The 14599-nt window shown below is 60.9% G+C and carries 13 protein-coding genes and 1 pseudogene; 11 read left to right on the plus strand and 3 right to left on the minus strand.

The genetic code is table 11. From position 1 onward, the window contains the following. From ASB65_RS28825 to ASB65_RS13215, 3 genes and pseudogenes are all read left to right on the plus strand, one after another. Positions 1 to 187 (plus strand): annotated as a pseudogene (locus ASB65_RS28825) (cytochrome-c oxidase); the annotation flags it as partial. 95 nt (positions 188 to 282) lie between these two features. Next, entirely contained in the window at positions 283 to 1005 is a 723-nt protein-coding gene (locus ASB65_RS13210) for a heme-copper oxidase subunit III family protein (RefSeq protein ID WP_060724285.1), read from the plus strand. Positions 1006 to 1019: 14 nt separating this feature from the next. Continuing rightward, positions 1020 to 1343, plus strand: coding sequence for a cytochrome C oxidase subunit IV family protein (locus tag ASB65_RS13215; RefSeq protein ID WP_060724205.1), 324 nt, complete (start codon positions 1020 to 1022; stop codon positions 1341 to 1343). 16 nt (positions 1344 to 1359) lie between these two features. On the opposite strand, the gene ASB65_RS13220 is transcribed toward ASB65_RS13215, so the two are convergent. Beyond that, positions 1360 to 2406: a GlxA family transcriptional regulator gene (locus ASB65_RS13220; RefSeq protein WP_020813016.1), complete on the minus strand. Its 1047-nt coding sequence runs from the start codon at positions 2404 to 2406 to the stop codon at positions 1360 to 1362. A gap of 85 nt (positions 2407 to 2491) precedes the next feature. Between ASB65_RS13220 and ASB65_RS13225 the strand changes: the two genes are divergently transcribed. From ASB65_RS13225 to purU, 6 genes are all read left to right on the plus strand, one after another. Beyond that, positions 2492 to 3745: a sarcosine oxidase subunit beta family protein gene (locus ASB65_RS13225; RefSeq protein WP_031234322.1), complete on the plus strand. Its 1254-nt coding sequence runs from the start codon at positions 2492 to 2494 to the stop codon at positions 3743 to 3745. A 12-nt stretch (positions 3746 to 3757) separates the two neighbouring features. Continuing rightward, positions 3758 to 4078: a sarcosine oxidase subunit delta gene (locus ASB65_RS13230; RefSeq protein WP_060724206.1), complete on the plus strand. Its 321-nt coding sequence runs from the start codon at positions 3758 to 3760 to the stop codon at positions 4076 to 4078. Continuing rightward, the gene (locus ASB65_RS13235) at positions 4075 to 7065 is read left to right on the plus strand and encodes a sarcosine oxidase subunit alpha (protein WP_060724207.1); all 2991 of its coding nucleotides are present in this window, start codon (positions 4075 to 4077) and stop codon (positions 7063 to 7065) included. The genes ASB65_RS13230 and ASB65_RS13235 overlap by 4 nt, the downstream gene beginning before the upstream one ends. Positions 7066 to 7078: 13 nt before the next feature. After that, positions 7079 to 7633 (plus strand): sarcosine oxidase subunit gamma family protein, encoded by a 555-nt coding sequence (gene soxG / locus ASB65_RS13240; protein WP_060724208.1) that lies wholly within the window; start codon positions 7079 to 7081, stop codon positions 7631 to 7633. Positions 7634 to 7650: 17 nt separating this feature from the next. Continuing rightward, positions 7651 to 8919 (plus strand): serine hydroxymethyltransferase, encoded by a 1269-nt coding sequence (glyA, locus tag ASB65_RS13245; protein ID WP_060724209.1) that lies wholly within the window; start codon positions 7651 to 7653, stop codon positions 8917 to 8919. Between the two features lie 122 nt (positions 8920 to 9041). After that, complete coding sequence (gene purU, locus ASB65_RS13250; protein ID WP_003504493.1) at positions 9042 to 9926, plus strand: formyltetrahydrofolate deformylase; 885 nt, start codon at positions 9042 to 9044, stop codon at positions 9924 to 9926. 37 nt (positions 9927 to 9963) lie between these two features. Here purU and ASB65_RS13255 read toward each other — a convergent pair whose 3' ends face one another. Together ASB65_RS13255 and ASB65_RS13260 are read right to left on the minus strand one after the other, a co-directional pair. Further along, positions 9964 to 10248: a hypothetical protein gene (locus ASB65_RS13255; protein ID WP_233283015.1), complete on the minus strand. Its 285-nt coding sequence runs from the start codon at positions 10246 to 10248 to the stop codon at positions 9964 to 9966. 295 nt (positions 10249 to 10543) lie between these two features. Continuing rightward, complete coding sequence (locus ASB65_RS13260; RefSeq protein ID WP_060724210.1) at positions 10544 to 11770, minus strand: MFS transporter; 1227 nt, start codon at positions 11768 to 11770, stop codon at positions 10544 to 10546. A gap of 121 nt (positions 11771 to 11891) precedes the next feature. On the opposite strand from ASB65_RS13260, the gene ASB65_RS13265 reads away from it, so the two are divergent. Both ASB65_RS13265 and ASB65_RS13270 read left to right on the plus strand, forming a co-directional pair. Continuing rightward, the gene (locus ASB65_RS13265; protein WP_060724211.1) at positions 11892 to 12485 is read left to right on the plus strand and encodes a TetR/AcrR family transcriptional regulator; all 594 of its coding nucleotides are present in this window, start codon (positions 11892 to 11894) and stop codon (positions 12483 to 12485) included. Positions 12486 to 12773: 288 nt separating this feature from the next. Beyond that, positions 12774 to 14528, plus strand: a complete 1755-nt coding sequence (locus ASB65_RS13270; protein WP_060724212.1) for an alkaline phosphatase — start codon at positions 12774 to 12776, stop codon at positions 14526 to 14528. The last annotated feature ends 71 nt before the right edge of the window (positions 14529 to 14599 follow it).

The following is a 14599-nucleotide window of genomic DNA, read 5'->3' on the forward strand; positions in this document are numbered from 1 at the left end:
CCGCCCGGAGCCCCGCGCCCGCAGCGGACCCCTGTCGGCAAGGATGCGCCTGAGCGTGGAGCTGTGCGCCATCTACTGGCATTTCATGCTGGTGGTGTGGCTGATCCTTTTTGCGCTCTTTGGCGGGCGAGGAGAGTGTTTTGTCGATCTATGCCGTCAATTGGTCAGCGAGGGGGGGGGGAGATGACCGGGAGCGGGCCCCGCCGCTCTAAGTTTTATCTAAGCATCAGATTTTCCGGACGCTACGCACTTTTACTGGAAATCCTCTAAGGAGTGTCGATCATGACCGCATCCATGGAAAGGCCAGCAAGCGATCCGCATCTGCGCCCCACGGGACTGCGCGGCGTTGCCGCCGATCTGTCATCGGACCAGCGGGCGTTCAAGAACGTCTCCTGGGGCAAGGCGATGATGTGGATCTTCATCCTCAGCGACATCTTCATTTTCGGCTGTTTCCTACTGGCCTATATGGCCGCGCGCATGTCGACCACCGTCGCCTGGCCCAATCCGAGCGAGGTTTTTGCGCTGACGATTGGCGGCAAGGATATCCCGCTGATCCTGATTGCCATCATGACCTTCGTCCTTATCAGCAGCAGCGGCACGATGGCCATGGCCGTCAACTTCGGATATCGCCGTGACCGTCGCAAAACCGCGGCGCTGATGGTGGTAACGGCCCTCCTTGGCGCGACATTCGTTGGAATGCAGGCATTCGAATGGACGAAACTGATCGAGGAAGGCGTGCGTCCCTGGGAAAACCCCTGGGGTGCGGCGCAATTCGGTTCGACATTCTTCATGATCACGGGCTTTCACGGCACCCATGTCTCGATAGGCGTGCTGTTCCTCCTCATCATAGCGCGCAAGGTATGGCGGGGAGATTTCGATCAGGAAAAGCGGGGATTTTTCACCAGCCGCAAGGGGCACTACGAGGTCGTCGAGATCATGGGGCTTTATTGGCACTTCGTCGATCTGGTGTGGGTCTTCATCTTTGCATTCTTCTATCTGTGGTGAGTGAGGATGGCATCATGGCACAGGAACAATCACAGCAGCATCCGATAAGACTTTACATGGTGGCCTGGGGACTGCTTTTTGTCCTCAGCACGTTCTCCTATCTGGTCGATTATCTCGGCATTCAGGGCTATCCCCGATGGTCTTTGATCATCGTATTCATGCTGCTGAAGGCGGGGCTGATCATCGCGATTTTCATGCATCTGGCCTGGGAACGGCTCGTCTTGATCTACGTCATCCTGCTCCCACCGGTCCTCGTGCTTGTCTTCGCCGCCCTGATGGTGTCGGAATCCAATTATACGGCTTTCACCCGGCTGACCTTTATGACTGCGGGTTCCTAGGCCGCTGCAACATATTTCAGGCTTGCGGAAGCAGCACGCCGACGGCGAATTCCTCGTCAGTCGCTGTGTGGCCGGCCTGCGTCTTGCGATATTCGCTGGGCGTGAAACCGCGCTCGGTTCGCAGTGTGCGGGAAAGGTGCGGCGCGTCGCAGAAACCGGTGGCGAGCGCAATCTGGGTGATCGGGTCATGCGTGGTGCGCAGGAGGGAGAGCGCACGGTCCAGCCGAAGCTCGAGATAGACCTTGGAAGGCGTCGCGTTCAGGTCGGTGAGGAAACGCCGTTCGAGGCTGCGGCGGCCAAGGCCAAGGTCGTTCGCCAGTTCCAGCACTGTTTTCGGAACCTCGATATTCTGCTGCATCCGCAAGATCGCTTTTTTGACCAGGGGATCATTGGCCTTTCGCGCGCTCTGCTGGCCGGGCTGGGGTTTTTCGCCGCTCAGCGCGCTGTCGATCATCATGATGTTGAGGCTTTTGATGGCGGCGGACTGGCCGACATGGCGCTCGACAAGGAACGCCGCCAGATGCGCGGCGCCGTGACCGCCCGAACAGGTCAGCCGGTCGCGGTCGATGACGAAGATCTGGTCGGAGATCATCTGGACGGTATCGAAGCGGTCGAGAAAATCCTGATGGTGGAACCAGCTCACGCAGCAGCGATAACCATCAAGCAGGCCCGCTTCGTGCAGAATGAAAACACCGGTGCAGAGCCCGACGATGGGAATGCCCGCCGCCGCCCGATCCTTCAGGAACCGCAGCGCCTCTTGCGGCAGGGCGCTGTGGTCGCTGATCAAACCGCCGACCACGACGATATAGTCGTAATGCCCGGCGTCCATCAGCCGTGTATCCGGCTGCACCTTCACGCCGCAGCTCGATTGCACGCTGCCCAGCGTTGCCGAGAGCACCGACCATTCGCACAGGATAGGCCGGGAACGGTCCGCCTCGTCGGCGGCAAGACGCAGCACATCGACGAAATTCGCAAAGGCTGACAGCGTGAAGCGGTCGGCAAGCAGGAAGGCGACGCTGAGGCGTTTTCTGGCGCGGTGTGAAGTCATGACGCAAATATTCATGCAAACAGACGCGATTGTCCAGCCGGGGCGCGGCAAATGCTCATAGCGTTTACGACACGAGATTTTCCAACCATCGGGTCCGCTCATGACGCGTTTTAATGCTTTCAATCTTTTGCGGAATGCCCTGACCGGCCACAAGAACTGGGACGAGCAGTGGCCGGACAGCCAGCCGAAAGCCGAATATGACGTGGTCATCGTCGGCGCCGGCGGCCATGGTCTGGGAGCCGCCTATTATCTGGCCAGCCAGCACGGCATCACCAATGTCGCCGTCATCGACAAGGGCTGGCTCGGGGGCGGCAATACCGGCCGCAACACGACGATCATCCGCTCCAACTATCTCTATGACGAGAGCGCCCGTCTTTACGATCACGCCGTCGATCTGTGGGAGAACTTGAGCCAGGAGCTGAACTACAACGTCATGTATTCAAGGCGCGGCGTGCTGATGCTGGCGCATAATGTGCACGATGTGCAGAGCTTCAAGCGTCATATCCATTCCAACCGTTTGAACGGTGTGGACAATCGCTGGCTCACCCCGGAAGAATGTAAGGAATATTGCCCGCCGCTCAGCATCGCGCCGAATGCGCGTTATCCTGTCATGGGCGGCGCGCTTCAGGAACGGGCCGGCACGGCGCGCCACGATGCGGTTGCCTGGGGGTATGCGCGCGGGGCTGCCGCCCGTGGCGTCGATATCATCCAGAACTGCCCGGTCACCGCCATTCGTCGCAATGCCGATGGCTCCGTCGCTGGTGTCGAGACGGCGAGGGGCTTCATCAAGGCGAAGAAGGTCGCGGTTTCCGCCGCCGGCCACACCTCAGTTGTTATGGACACGGCCGGCGTGCGCCTGCCGCTCGAAAGCTATCCTTTGCAGGCGCTGGTGTCGGAGCCGATCAAGCCGATCTTCCCCTGCGTTGTCATGTCGAATGCGGTCCACGCCTATATCAGCCAGTCCGACAAGGGCGAGCTGGTTATCGGTTCGGGTACGGACCAATATACATCCTATTCGCAGCGCGGCGGCCTGCCGCTGATCGAGCATACGATTGCGGCCATCGTCGAAATCTTCCCGATCTTCAATCGCATGCGGATGCTGCGCAAATGGGGCGGTATCGTCGATGTGACGCCGGATCGCTCGGCCATTCTCGGCAAGACGCCGGTCGCGGGTCTTTATGTCAATTGCGGCTGGGGCACGGGCGGCTTCAAGGCCACGCCGGGCGCTGCCCACACCTTCGCCTGGACCATTGCCAAAAACGAACCGCACCCGATCAACGCGCCGTTCACGCTGGAACGCTTCCGCTCCGGCCGCCTGATCGACGAGGCCGCCGCCGCCGCCGTGGCGCATTGAGGAGCCGACCCCATGCTTTTGATCCGCTGCCCCTATTGCAATGAAACGCTGCCCGAAGCCGAATTCACCTATGCCGGGCAGGCCCATATTACCCGCGCCGCCGATCCTTCGTCGCAGACCGATGAGCAATGGGAAGAATTCCTGTTCATCCGCGAAAACGTGAAAGGCCCGCATTTCGAGCGCTGGCGGCATCTGCATGGTTGCGGCCGCTTCTTCAACGCCGTGCGTGACACGGTGAGCGACCGGTTCCTCACGACCTATCGTGCGGGTGAACCGCGTCCAGAACTTTCTTCCCTGACCCGTGCACCAGCCAGTTTCGAGGTGTCGAAATGAACTCCTATCGCGTTTCCGGCCGTGGCCGTGTGGATGCCACCCGCTCGGTCAGCTTTACCTTCGATGGCAGGACCTATCGCGGCGTGAAGGGCGATACGGTCGCCTCGGCACTTCTCGCCAATGGCGTGCATCTCATGGGCCGCTCGTTCAAATACCACCGCCCGCGCGGCCCTGTGGCGGCGGGTTCCGAAGAGCCGAATGCGCTGATCGGCACCCGCCGCAGCGCAGGACGTTTTGAGCCGAACACCCGCGCCACGGTGCAGGAAATCTGGAACGGGCTGGAAACTACCTCCCAGAACAAATATCCGAGCCTGAAATTTGATATCGGCGCTGTCAACGACATGGCCTATATGCTGTTTTCGGCAGGGTTCTATTACAAGACCTTCATGTGGCCGAAGAGCTTCTGGAACAAGGTCTATGAGCCCTTCATCCGCGCGGCCGCGGGTCTCGGCGTTTCCCCCACCGAGGAAGACCCGGATATCTATGCCTCGCGCAACCTGCATTGCGATGTGCTGATCGTCGGCGCTGGTCCGGCCGGTCTGGCGGCGGCGCGTGCGGCGGCGGTCGATGGTCTCAAGGTCGTGCTGGTCGATGAAAATGCCGAAGCCGGCGGCACGCTGCTGTCGGAGCCGCAGGCGAAGATCGATGGCAAGCCCGTATGGAACTGGCTGGCGGATGAATTGACGGCGCTGAAGGAGCGCGGCGTCAAGGGAATGACCCGCACGACGGCCATCGCCTATTACCACCAGAACATGATCGGCCTTTGCGAAAAGTTGACCGACCATTTAGAGGCCGTGCCGAAGGATACGCCGCGCGAACGCCTGTGGCGCGTTCGGGCGCGTCACGTCGTATTGGCGCAGGGTGCACTGGAAAAGCCGCTGGTTTTCCACGGCAACGACCGGCCGGGCGTGATGCTCGCGGGTGCCGCCCAGACCTATCTCAACCGCTATGGCGTCAAGGTCGGCAACCGGCCGGTGGTGGTGACGAGCCATGACAGCGCCTGGTATGCGGCGTTTGATCTTCACGGCGCGGGCGCACGCGTTCAGGCCATTGTCGATACCCGCGCCAAGGTGCGGGAAGAACTGGTGAACGAGGCGCGTGCGCTCGGCATTCCGGTCAAGCTGTCGCATACGGTCACGGCGACGTCGGGGCGGCTGCGCGTCAAGTCAGTCCGGGTCAATCCGGTTAGTGGCGCGTCGGTCGGTGCGGGGCAGGAAATCGCCTGCGATGCGGTGCTGATGTCCGGCGGCTGGACGCCGTCGCTGCATCTCTTTTCCCATACGCAGGGCAAGATCTCCTGGGATGATGAGCGGACTACCTTCCTTCCTGCCGCCACCAACGAGGATTGCGTGATTGCCGGGGCCGGACGCGGGCTGTGGGGCATCGAAGCGGCGCTGAAGGACGGTGCTGAACGGGGTCGCGAAGTTGCAGCAGTGCTCGGCAAGGCCGCCAACCCTTCCGCTCTCGTGGTGGAACATGACCGCACCGGCAGCGGCGTCTCGCACACGGAACTGCCGAGCGACCGTGATGCCGGCAAGGCCAAGGCTTTCGTGGATTACCAGAACGATGTGACTGCCAAGGATCTTAGGCTCGCCGTGCGTGAGGGCATGCGTTCCATAGAGCACGTCAAGCGCTACACCACCAACGGCATGGCGACCGATCAGGGCAAGATGTCCAACATCAACGGCCTCAACATCGCGGCGGAAGCACTCGGCAAACGCCAGCCGCAGGTCGGCCTCACCACCTTCCGCCCGCCCTATACGCCGACGACCTTCGGAGCCTTCGCCGGTTATCACCGCGGCGCGCATTTCGAGGTAACGCGCAAGACGCAGATCGACGGGTGGGCTGAGGCGCATGGCGCGGTCTACGAGCCGGTCGGACAATGGCGTCGCGCCTGGTATTTCCCGAAACCGGGCGAAGACATGGACGCGGCTGTCGGCCGCGAATGCCGGGCGGTGCGCCAGAGTGTGGGCATTTTCGACGCCTCGACGCTCGGCAAGATCGAGGTTGTCGGGCCTGATGCGGTCGAGTTCATGAACCGCATGTATACCAATCCCTGGACGAAGCTCGCCGCCGGCCGCTGCCGTTATGGCCTGCTGCTCGGCGATGACGGCTTCATTCGCGACGATGGTGTCATCGGCCGCATGACCGAAGACCGTTTCCACGTCACCACCACGACAGGCGGCGCCGCCCGGGTGCTGAACATGATGGAGGATTACCTCCAGACGGAGTGGCCGGATCTCAATGTCTGGCTGACCTCGACGACCGAACAATGGTCCACCATTGCGCTGAACGGCCCGAACGCGGCAAAGCTGCTCGCGCCGCTGGTGGAAGGCGTCGAACTGACGGAAGAGGCCTTCCCGCATATGTCCTGCGTGGAGTGCACGGTGGCCGGCATGCCGGCGCGGCTGTTCCGCGTCAGTTTCACCGGCGAGATCGGCTTCGAGGTCAATGTCCCTGCACCGCTCGGCCGCAAGCTCTGGGAAATCCTGTGGGAGGCCGGCCAGCAATATGGCATCACGCCTTACGGCACCGAGACCATGCATGTGCTGCGTGCCGAAAAGGGTTACATCATCGTCGGTCAGGATACCGATGGTACCGTCACGCCCTATGACGCCGCGATGGGCTGGGCCGTGGGCAAGAACAAGCCGGATTTCGTCGGCAAGCGTGGCCTTGCCCGCCCCGATCTCGTCGCCAAGGATCGCCGCCACCTCGTCGGCCTTCTGACCGAAGACCGCTCGAAGCTGGAAGAGGGCGCGCAGATCGTCTTTGATCCGAAACAGCCGATCCCGATGAAAATGGTCGGCCACGTCACCTCGTCCTATCACTCGGATGCCGCCGGCCAGCCCATCGCGCTGGCTCTGGTGGAGGGTGGCCATGAGCGGATGGGCGAGACCGTCTACATCCCCATGCTGGACCGCACCATTGCCGCGAAAATCACCGGGATGGTCTTTGTCGATCCCGAAAATACCCGCCTGAAAATCTGACCCGGAGATGACAATGAACATGCGCGTTTCCCCCCTCGTTTCCGGCACTTTGGCCGAGAGCAAAGCGGCCCGGGTCAGCATCCTGCGGGTGCAGACGCGGCTGTCGCTACGCGCCCGGGGTGATCTCACCTCACTCGGCGCCGCCCTCGGCCTTGCCTTGCCCGACCGGATCGGCACCCGCTCCGCCGCAGGCGAAATCGAGGCCGTGCGCCTCGGTCCCGACGAATGGACGATCCTTGCTCCGACAGGGGAGGCCGATAGACTGATTACGGCCTGCGGCGCTGTCTATGCCAGCCACCCGCACAGCCTCGTCGATATTTCCAGCCGGGAAGTGACGCTCTCGATCGAGGGGCCACAGGCTGGCGAACTGCTGACGCTGGGCTGCGCCCGCGATATCGACACCATTGCTGTCGGTGAGGCGCGCCGAACGATTTTCGACGGCGTGACCGTGGTGCTCTGGCGCGATGCGGAAAACCGTTTCCGCATGGATATCTGGAACAGCTTCGTGTCGCATCTTGGCCATTTGCTTGAAACCGGCTGCAAGGAACTTGCGGCTGATATCGCTTGATCTGGGAGGAGAAAACAATGCTCAACCGCCTGCCACATAATACCGTTTCGGACACGGTGGTCGCCGACGCCATCGCCGAGGAACTCGACCGCCAGAAAACGCAGATCGAGCTCATCGCTTCGGAAAACATCGTTTCCGCCGATGTTCTGGCGGCTCAAGGCTCGGTGCTGACCAACAAATATGCCGAGGGCTATCCCGGCAAGCGTTATTACGGCGGCTGCGAATTTGTCGACAAGGTCGAACAGGTCGCCATCGACCGGTTGAAGCAGCTCTTCGGTGCGGAATTCGCCAATGTGCAGCCGCATTCCGGCGCGCAGGCCAATCAGGCGGTGTTTCTGGCGCTGCTGCAGCCAGGCGACCGGATCATGGGCATGTCACTTGCCCATGGCGGCCACCTGACCCACGGTTCGCCGGTGACGATGTCCGGCAAGTGGTTCGATGTCGTTTCCTATGAGGTCGATGCCGATACACATCTGATCGATATGGAGAAGGTGCGGGCGCGGGCGCTGGAGACCAAGCCGAAGCTGATCGTGGCGGGCGCATCGGCCTATCCGCGCCAGATCGATTTTGCCGGCTTCCGCAGAATAGCCGACGAAGTCGGCGCTTATCTGATGGTCGACATGGCCCATTATGCGGGTCTGATCGCCGGCGGCAAATATCCGAACCCGGTGCCGCACGCCCATGTCGTCACCTCCACCACCCACAAGACCCTGCGCGGCCCCCGCGGCGGCGTGATCCTTACCAATGACGCCGATCTGGCGAAGAAGCTGAACTCGGCCGTCTTCCCCGGCAATCAGGGCGGCCCCCTGATGCACGTCATCGCCGCCAAGGCCGTGGCTTTCGGCGAGGCCTTGCGTCCGGAATTTTCCGACTATGCCGGCCAGGTCATCGCCAATGCGCAGGCGCTGGCAAAGGTGCTGACGAAGGGTGGTCTGGGCATCGTCTCGGGTGGAACCGACAGCCACATGGTGCTGGTCGATCTTCGGCCGAAAGGCGTGACCGGCAAGGTTGCCGAAATCGCTCTGGAGCGGGCGGGGCTTACCTGCAACAAGAACGCCATTCCCAACGACCCGGAAAAGCCCTTCGTCACTTCGGGCGTCAGGCTTGGAAGCTCGGCTGGTACCACCCGCGGTTTCGGCGTGGCCGAATTCGAACAGATCGGCGCGCTGATCTTACGTGTCATTGACGCGCTGGCGGCGAATGCCGAAGGGGATGCCGCGGTCGAAGCCGAGGTGCGGGGAGAGGTTGCTGCACTTTGCGAGGCCTTCCCGATCTACGGTTCGTAAGCGGCCCTGCCGGGCTTCGATTAGTCTCAATCGCCGTCCTGACCACGGCCGGCGGTTGATAGACAATCTGCGCGAAAGCGCGGGCGATCCGTCCGCGCGGCAAAGACCCAGGGGAGCAGGATTTGAGCACCTATATCATGACAGTCGCGTGCCCGGCGCGCAGCGGCATCGTCGCCGCCGTATCCGGTTATCTCGCCCGGTCCGGATGCAATATCAACGACAGTTCGCAATTCACCGACCAGGAGACGGGCCGCTTTTTCATGCGGTTGAGCTTCGTTTCCGAACAGGGATCGGGACGCGATGCGTTGCTCGACGGCTTTGGTCCCGTCGCGGCCGATTTCGATATGGACTATGATATCCACGATCTTTCGCGAAAGACGAAGGTCGTGATCATGGTCTCGCGCTTTGGTCACTGCCTGAACGATCTGCTATACCGCTCCCGCATCGGCGCGCTGCCGGTGGAGATCGTCGCGGTGATTTCCAATCACCTCGATTACCAGAAGCAGGTGGTGAACGAGGATATTCCCTTTCACCACATTCGCGTCACGCCGGAAACGAAGCCCGAGGCGGAAGCCGCGATCCTGCAGGTGGTGCGGGATACCGGAGCGGAGCTTGTGGTGCTTGCGCGCTACATGCAGGTTCTGTCGGACCGGCTGTGTCAGGAAATGTCTGGCCGTATCATCAACATTCATCATTCCTTTCTGCCATCTTTCAAGGGCGCCAACCCTTATAAACAGGCATATGAACGCGGGGTGAGGCTGATCGGCGCGACCGCCCATTACGTCACCGCCGATCTCGATGAAGGGCCGATCATCGAGCAGGATACGATCCGCGTAACCCATGCCCAAAGCGCGATGGACTATGTCAGCCTGGGTCGGGATGTGGAAAGCCAGGTTCTTGCGCGGGCCATCCACGCCCACATTCATCACCGGGTCTTCCTAAATGGAAACAGGACGGTTGTCTTTCCTGCGTCTCCCGGGGAGCATGTGTCCGAGCGCATGGGTTGAATGCCGGCGCGCGCGGAACCGTGATTTGTGTCCTTCGTCAGTGGCTCGTCGTCACGTCGTCCCGCCAGTAGCAGGCGTTGAGATAACGTTTTTTGGACATAACGGATAATTTGTCCCGAAAGCCCTGCCATTGGGAGAGTGCATTGGCGAGCCACAGGAAATAATCATTGGTGGAAGCGGCTGTCTCCATTGCCGCATCGCAAACGCGTTCAACAAATTTTGCGGAAGACACGGTCGAGCGGGGCAGCCAGTATATTTTTATTCCCGAAGGTGCGGCGATGTCATATCGGCAATTCTCGGCCCGCAGGAAGACCTGACCCACGGCATTTTCGGGCAAGTTCTCGCAGATGCGGGCGGCAAGGCCGCTTCATCTCCGGCCAGCAGATAGTGTCGAACGATGCAGCAATCGGTGCCGAATTCGAGAATATGCGAAGCGACGGCGTCGATAAGCAGGATCGCCCCGCAGGCATGATATCATCGGCCATCAATGTTGCCGGTATCATGCTTGCGGGGCGACAGCAAAGTAAAACAATCGCTGTACTATAGATTAGTCTGTGACCTTTCCTGCTCACATATCAATTACCGCGATGAATGAGGCAGACTACGAGTAAGGGTTGTTATTCGGCGGGCTGCGCCGCGGCCTCTATGCCGGATCTTTCGCGATCTCCGGAGAGGCTGCGCTGACCGAGCGTGATGATGGCAACGGTCGAAAGGCTTGCGGCGACTGACACCCAGAAACCGTTATCCGGGCCGAAATTATCGATGACCCAGCCGGAGAGAAATGCCCCGAGCGCTATGCCGATACCGATGCCGGTCATCACCCAGGTCACGCCTTCCGTCAGCATCGATTCAGGCACACGGCGCTCGATGAGGCCGAATGAGGTGATGAAGATCGGAGAGATGGCAACGCCGCTGAGGAAAACGGCAAAAGCCAGAAGGGCGACGGAAGTACTGGCGACAAGCAGCGGCAGTGCGGTGAGTGCAAGCACGCTGACGGCGATCAGCAGTTGGCGTTGCAGCGGCATTTTGGGATTGAGCGCGCCGAGAATGAGGCCGACCACGAAGGACCCGATGGCATAAACGCCGATGACGAGGCTGGCGGCTTCCGGTTGGCCAAGTTCCTTGGTGATTGCGACGGCACTTACCTCGGCAGTGGCGAAAGTGGAGCCGACAAAGATCAGCGCAAGCGTGATGATCTGGACCGGGCGCAGGGAGATGGCCGAACGCTGCCGGCGACCGCTTTCAACCGGGCGTACCTTTGGCTCGGTCGAACGTTGCAGAAGGAAAGCGAAGGTGCCGAGCGCCAGGAAGGTGGTGCTGATCATTATGCCCGCTTCCGGAAAGAGCGAGACTGCCAGGCCGACGGAAAGCGAGGCGCCGGAAATGTAGACGAGTTCGTCGGCGGCGGATTCAAAGGCGAATGCGGTGTTCAGTTCCGGCCGGTCGCGGAAGATTTCCGTCCAGCGGGCGCGCATCATGGCCGGAATGCTCGGCATGGCAGCGGCGAGGAAGGCGGAAAGGAACAGCGTCCAGGCCGGCCATTTCTGGTTTGTCGCGATAATCAGCGCCGCAAAGGCGATGACCGAGACGATGGTGGCGGGGATGAGGACTTTGCTCTGCCCCTTGCGATCTACCAGCCGGGGGATTTGTGGGGAGACGGCGGCATTGGTCAGCGCAAAGGTTGCGGAGACGGCGCCGGCCAGCCAATATTCGCCATGGGTTTGCGAAAGCATGGCAACGATGCCGATCGGGGCCATGGCAATGGGAAGGCGGGCGAAGAAACCGGCGGCGGAAAAGCCTTTTGCGCCTGGAGCCCGGAAAATTTCTCTGTATGGATTAGCCATCGGGATGCACCTTGTTCAGAGGGTGTCCACCACATACATACGTGGCGTATGTGAATGAGATAATTGCATACGGCGCGTATGTCAACTAATATACGCGTCGTATGTGGAAAATGGAGAAAAAATGCGCAAACCTCGCAGTGAAATGATTGCCGAGACGCGGACGAAGCTTCTGGCTGCCGGCCGCAAGGCCTTTGGCAGCATCGGTTATGCGGAAGCGTCGATGGATGACTGCACCGCCGAGGCCGGTCTCACCCGCGGCGCGCTCTATCACCATTTTGGCGATAAAAAAGGCCTGCTGTTGGCGGTGGTGGCTGAAATCGACGCGGAAATGACGAAGAGGCTCTGTGACATCTCCTCGAGGGCCGAGTCCCGGTGGGAGGGTTTTGTCGAAGAAAATCTCGGTTATGTGCGCATGGCTCTCGAACCTGAAATCCAGCGGATCATGTTTCGTGACGGGCCGGCGGTGCTCGGCGATCCGTCGCGCTGGCCAAATGCAAACGGCTGCATCTCGGCAGTCGCGCGAAGCCTCGATGCCCTGAAGGAAGAAGGCACCATCGGCGATATCGATGCGGAGGCATGCGCCCGTTTCATCAACGCGGCAAGCAGCGCCGCCGCCCAGTGGATCGCCAATTCCGACGACCCCGAAATGACCTCGAAACGGGCCGTGGGCAGCTTCCGGGCCTTTCTGGAGGGATTGCGGATCAGGAAAGACTGAACCGGGCTTTACGCGGTTGCCCATGCGCGCCGGGCAGCCCGATCATTCGGTCCCGCAGCATCTCTGCATACGCCCGACAATTTCGTCGAGGCTCGATATCCGTTGCCCCCCGGAGAGAAACGCATCATAGAGGGTTGCCGCGCCGCGCGGCGACCGGAGGAGGACGGCGTGCTGAAACCGTCCCCCGCGAATTTCCCATGAGCCCGGATATGCTGCCTGCAAGTCATGCAACTGTCATATCGCGGGTCTAGGAGAAAGTGTGGTTTTCACACGTTTCGCGAGGGGAATATGCGCAAAATCGTTGCTGCTTTGGTCGCCACGACCTTTCTTGCCGGCGCCGTCCAGGCTGCCGAGGTTTATCCGCTTGATCGTGCTACGATCCTGACCGGTTCGCCGTTCGATTTCAAAGTCGAGTTCGCTTCCGTCGTAAAGCCGGAAGACGTCAAGATCACCGTCAACGGCCAGGATTACAAGGCCGCTCTCGGCAAGGATGCCGAGTTCGTCGCCGAAGAAAAGAACAAGGACAAGGTCCTTGGTTCGGCCGTCATCCTGCGCGGCGTCACGCTCGCCAGCGCCGGTGACTACAAGGTCGAAGTTTCTGCCGGTTCCGAAACCAAGGCGATCACCTGGACCGTTTATGGCACGCCGGCCCAGGCAAAAGCCAAGAACGTCATCTTCCTGATCGCCGACGGCCTGTCCGTCGCTCACCGCACTGCTGCCCGCATCATGTCCAAGGGCATGACCGAGGGTAAGGCCAATGGCCGCCTCAACATGGATGATGTGCCGCCGGTCGCCTTCATCGGCACCTCCGCCACCGACGCCGTGGCCACCGACAGCGCCAACACCATGTCAGCCTACATGACCGGTCACAAGACCGCCGTGAACGCCATTGGCGTTTATGCCGACCGCACCCCGGCCTCGCTCGACGATCCGAAGGCCGAAACGATCGCGGAAGCCCTGCGCCGCCAGACCAAGAAGTCGATCGGCATCATCTCGACCGCCGAACTGCAGGACGCCACGCCGGCTGCCGTCGTTGCCCACACCCGCAAGCGCGGCGACAAGGCCGACATCAACGGCATGCTGTTCGATGTGAAGCCGGATGTCCTCCTCGGCGGCGGCTCCTCTTATTTCCTGCCGCAGGCGACGGCGGGTTCCAAGCGCAAGGATGACAAGGACTATATCGCCTTGTTCAAGGAAGCTGGCTACACGCTGGCGACCAGCAAGGCGGAACTCGCCACGGCCGCCGGCACCAACACCGGCAAGATCCTCGGCCTGTTCCACACCGGCAACATGGACACAGCGCTCGACCGCGAGTTCCTCAAGAAGGGCACCACGGCGAAGTTCCCGGATCAGCCGGGCCTCGTTGAAATGACCAAGGTTGCGCTCGGCGAACTGTCGAAGAACCCGGACGGCTTCTTCCTGATGGTCGAAGCTGCCAACGTCGACAAGATGTCCCATCCGCTTGACTGGGATCGCGCTGTCGTCGACACGATCGAATTCGACAAGGCCGTCGGTGTCGCCCGTGAATTCGCCGCGAAGAACCCCGATACGCTGATCGTCGTCACCGGCGACCATACGCATGGCGTTTCCATCATCGGCACCGTTGATGATGACAAGCCGGGCACCGAAATGCGCGAAAAGGTCGGCACCTATGCCGAGGCCGGCTTCCCGAACTATGAAGACAAGGACGGTGACGGTTATCCTGATAAGGTCGACGTTTCCCGTCGTCTGTTCCTGAACGCCAATAACGGTCCTGACCATTACGAGACCTTCCGTCCGAAGCTTGATGGCCCGTTCACACCGGCCGTCCAGAACGAAAAGAAGGAATATGTCGCCAACGAGCAGTACAAGGACGTTCCCGGTGCTGTGTTCGTACCCGGCATCATTCCGAAAAGCTCGGATAGCGGCGTCCACGCAGTGGATGACGTCGTTCTGCAGGCTGAAGGCCCCGGCGCTGAAGGCTTCCGTGGCTACATGGAACAGAGCGACGTCTACAAGGGTCTCGCCGAAGCTTTCGCACTTGGCGCCAAGCAGACCAACTAAGATATGAATGTTGTGAGGGCACGCCGCTATCGCGTGCCCTCACAATAGTTTCAGGTCTTTCATCGTCTATT

It is taken from the genome of Agrobacterium tumefaciens str. B6 (assembly GCF_001541315.1).
Taxonomy (GTDB): Bacteria; Pseudomonadota; Alphaproteobacteria; order Rhizobiales; family Rhizobiaceae; genus Agrobacterium; species Agrobacterium radiobacter.

Excerpts from the sequence above, each read along its gene's own strand:
- ASB65_RS13270 (WP_060724212.1), top strand. The coding sequence starts at position 12,774 with ATGCGCAAAATCGTTGCTGCTTTGGTCGCCACGACCTTTCTTGCCGGC.
- ASB65_RS13210 (WP_060724285.1), top strand. The coding sequence starts at position 283 with ATGACCGCATCCATGGAAAGGCCAGCAAGCGATCCGCATCTGCGCCCC.
- ASB65_RS13260 (WP_060724210.1), bottom strand. The coding sequence starts at position 11,770 with ATGGCTAATCCATACAGAGAAATTTTCCGGGCTCCAGGCGCAAAAGGC.
- ASB65_RS13230 (WP_060724206.1), top strand. The coding sequence starts at position 3,758 with ATGCTTTTGATCCGCTGCCCCTATTGCAATGAAACGCTGCCCGAAGCC.
- ASB65_RS13235 (WP_060724207.1), top strand. The coding sequence starts at position 4,075 with ATGAACTCCTATCGCGTTTCCGGCCGTGGCCGTGTGGATGCCACCCGC.
- ASB65_RS13225 (WP_031234322.1), top strand. The coding sequence starts at position 2,492 with ATGACGCGTTTTAATGCTTTCAATCTTTTGCGGAATGCCCTGACCGGC.
- ASB65_RS13265 (WP_060724211.1), top strand. The coding sequence starts at position 11,892 with ATGCGCAAACCTCGCAGTGAAATGATTGCCGAGACGCGGACGAAGCTT.
- ASB65_RS13220 (WP_020813016.1), bottom strand. The coding sequence starts at position 2,406 with ATGAATATTTGCGTCATGACTTCACACCGCGCCAGAAAACGCCTCAGC.
- soxG (WP_060724208.1), top strand. The coding sequence starts at position 7,079 with ATGAACATGCGCGTTTCCCCCCTCGTTTCCGGCACTTTGGCCGAGAGC.
- ASB65_RS13215 (WP_060724205.1), top strand. The coding sequence starts at position 1,020 with ATGGCACAGGAACAATCACAGCAGCATCCGATAAGACTTTACATGGTG.
- glyA (WP_060724209.1), top strand. The coding sequence starts at position 7,651 with ATGCTCAACCGCCTGCCACATAATACCGTTTCGGACACGGTGGTCGCC.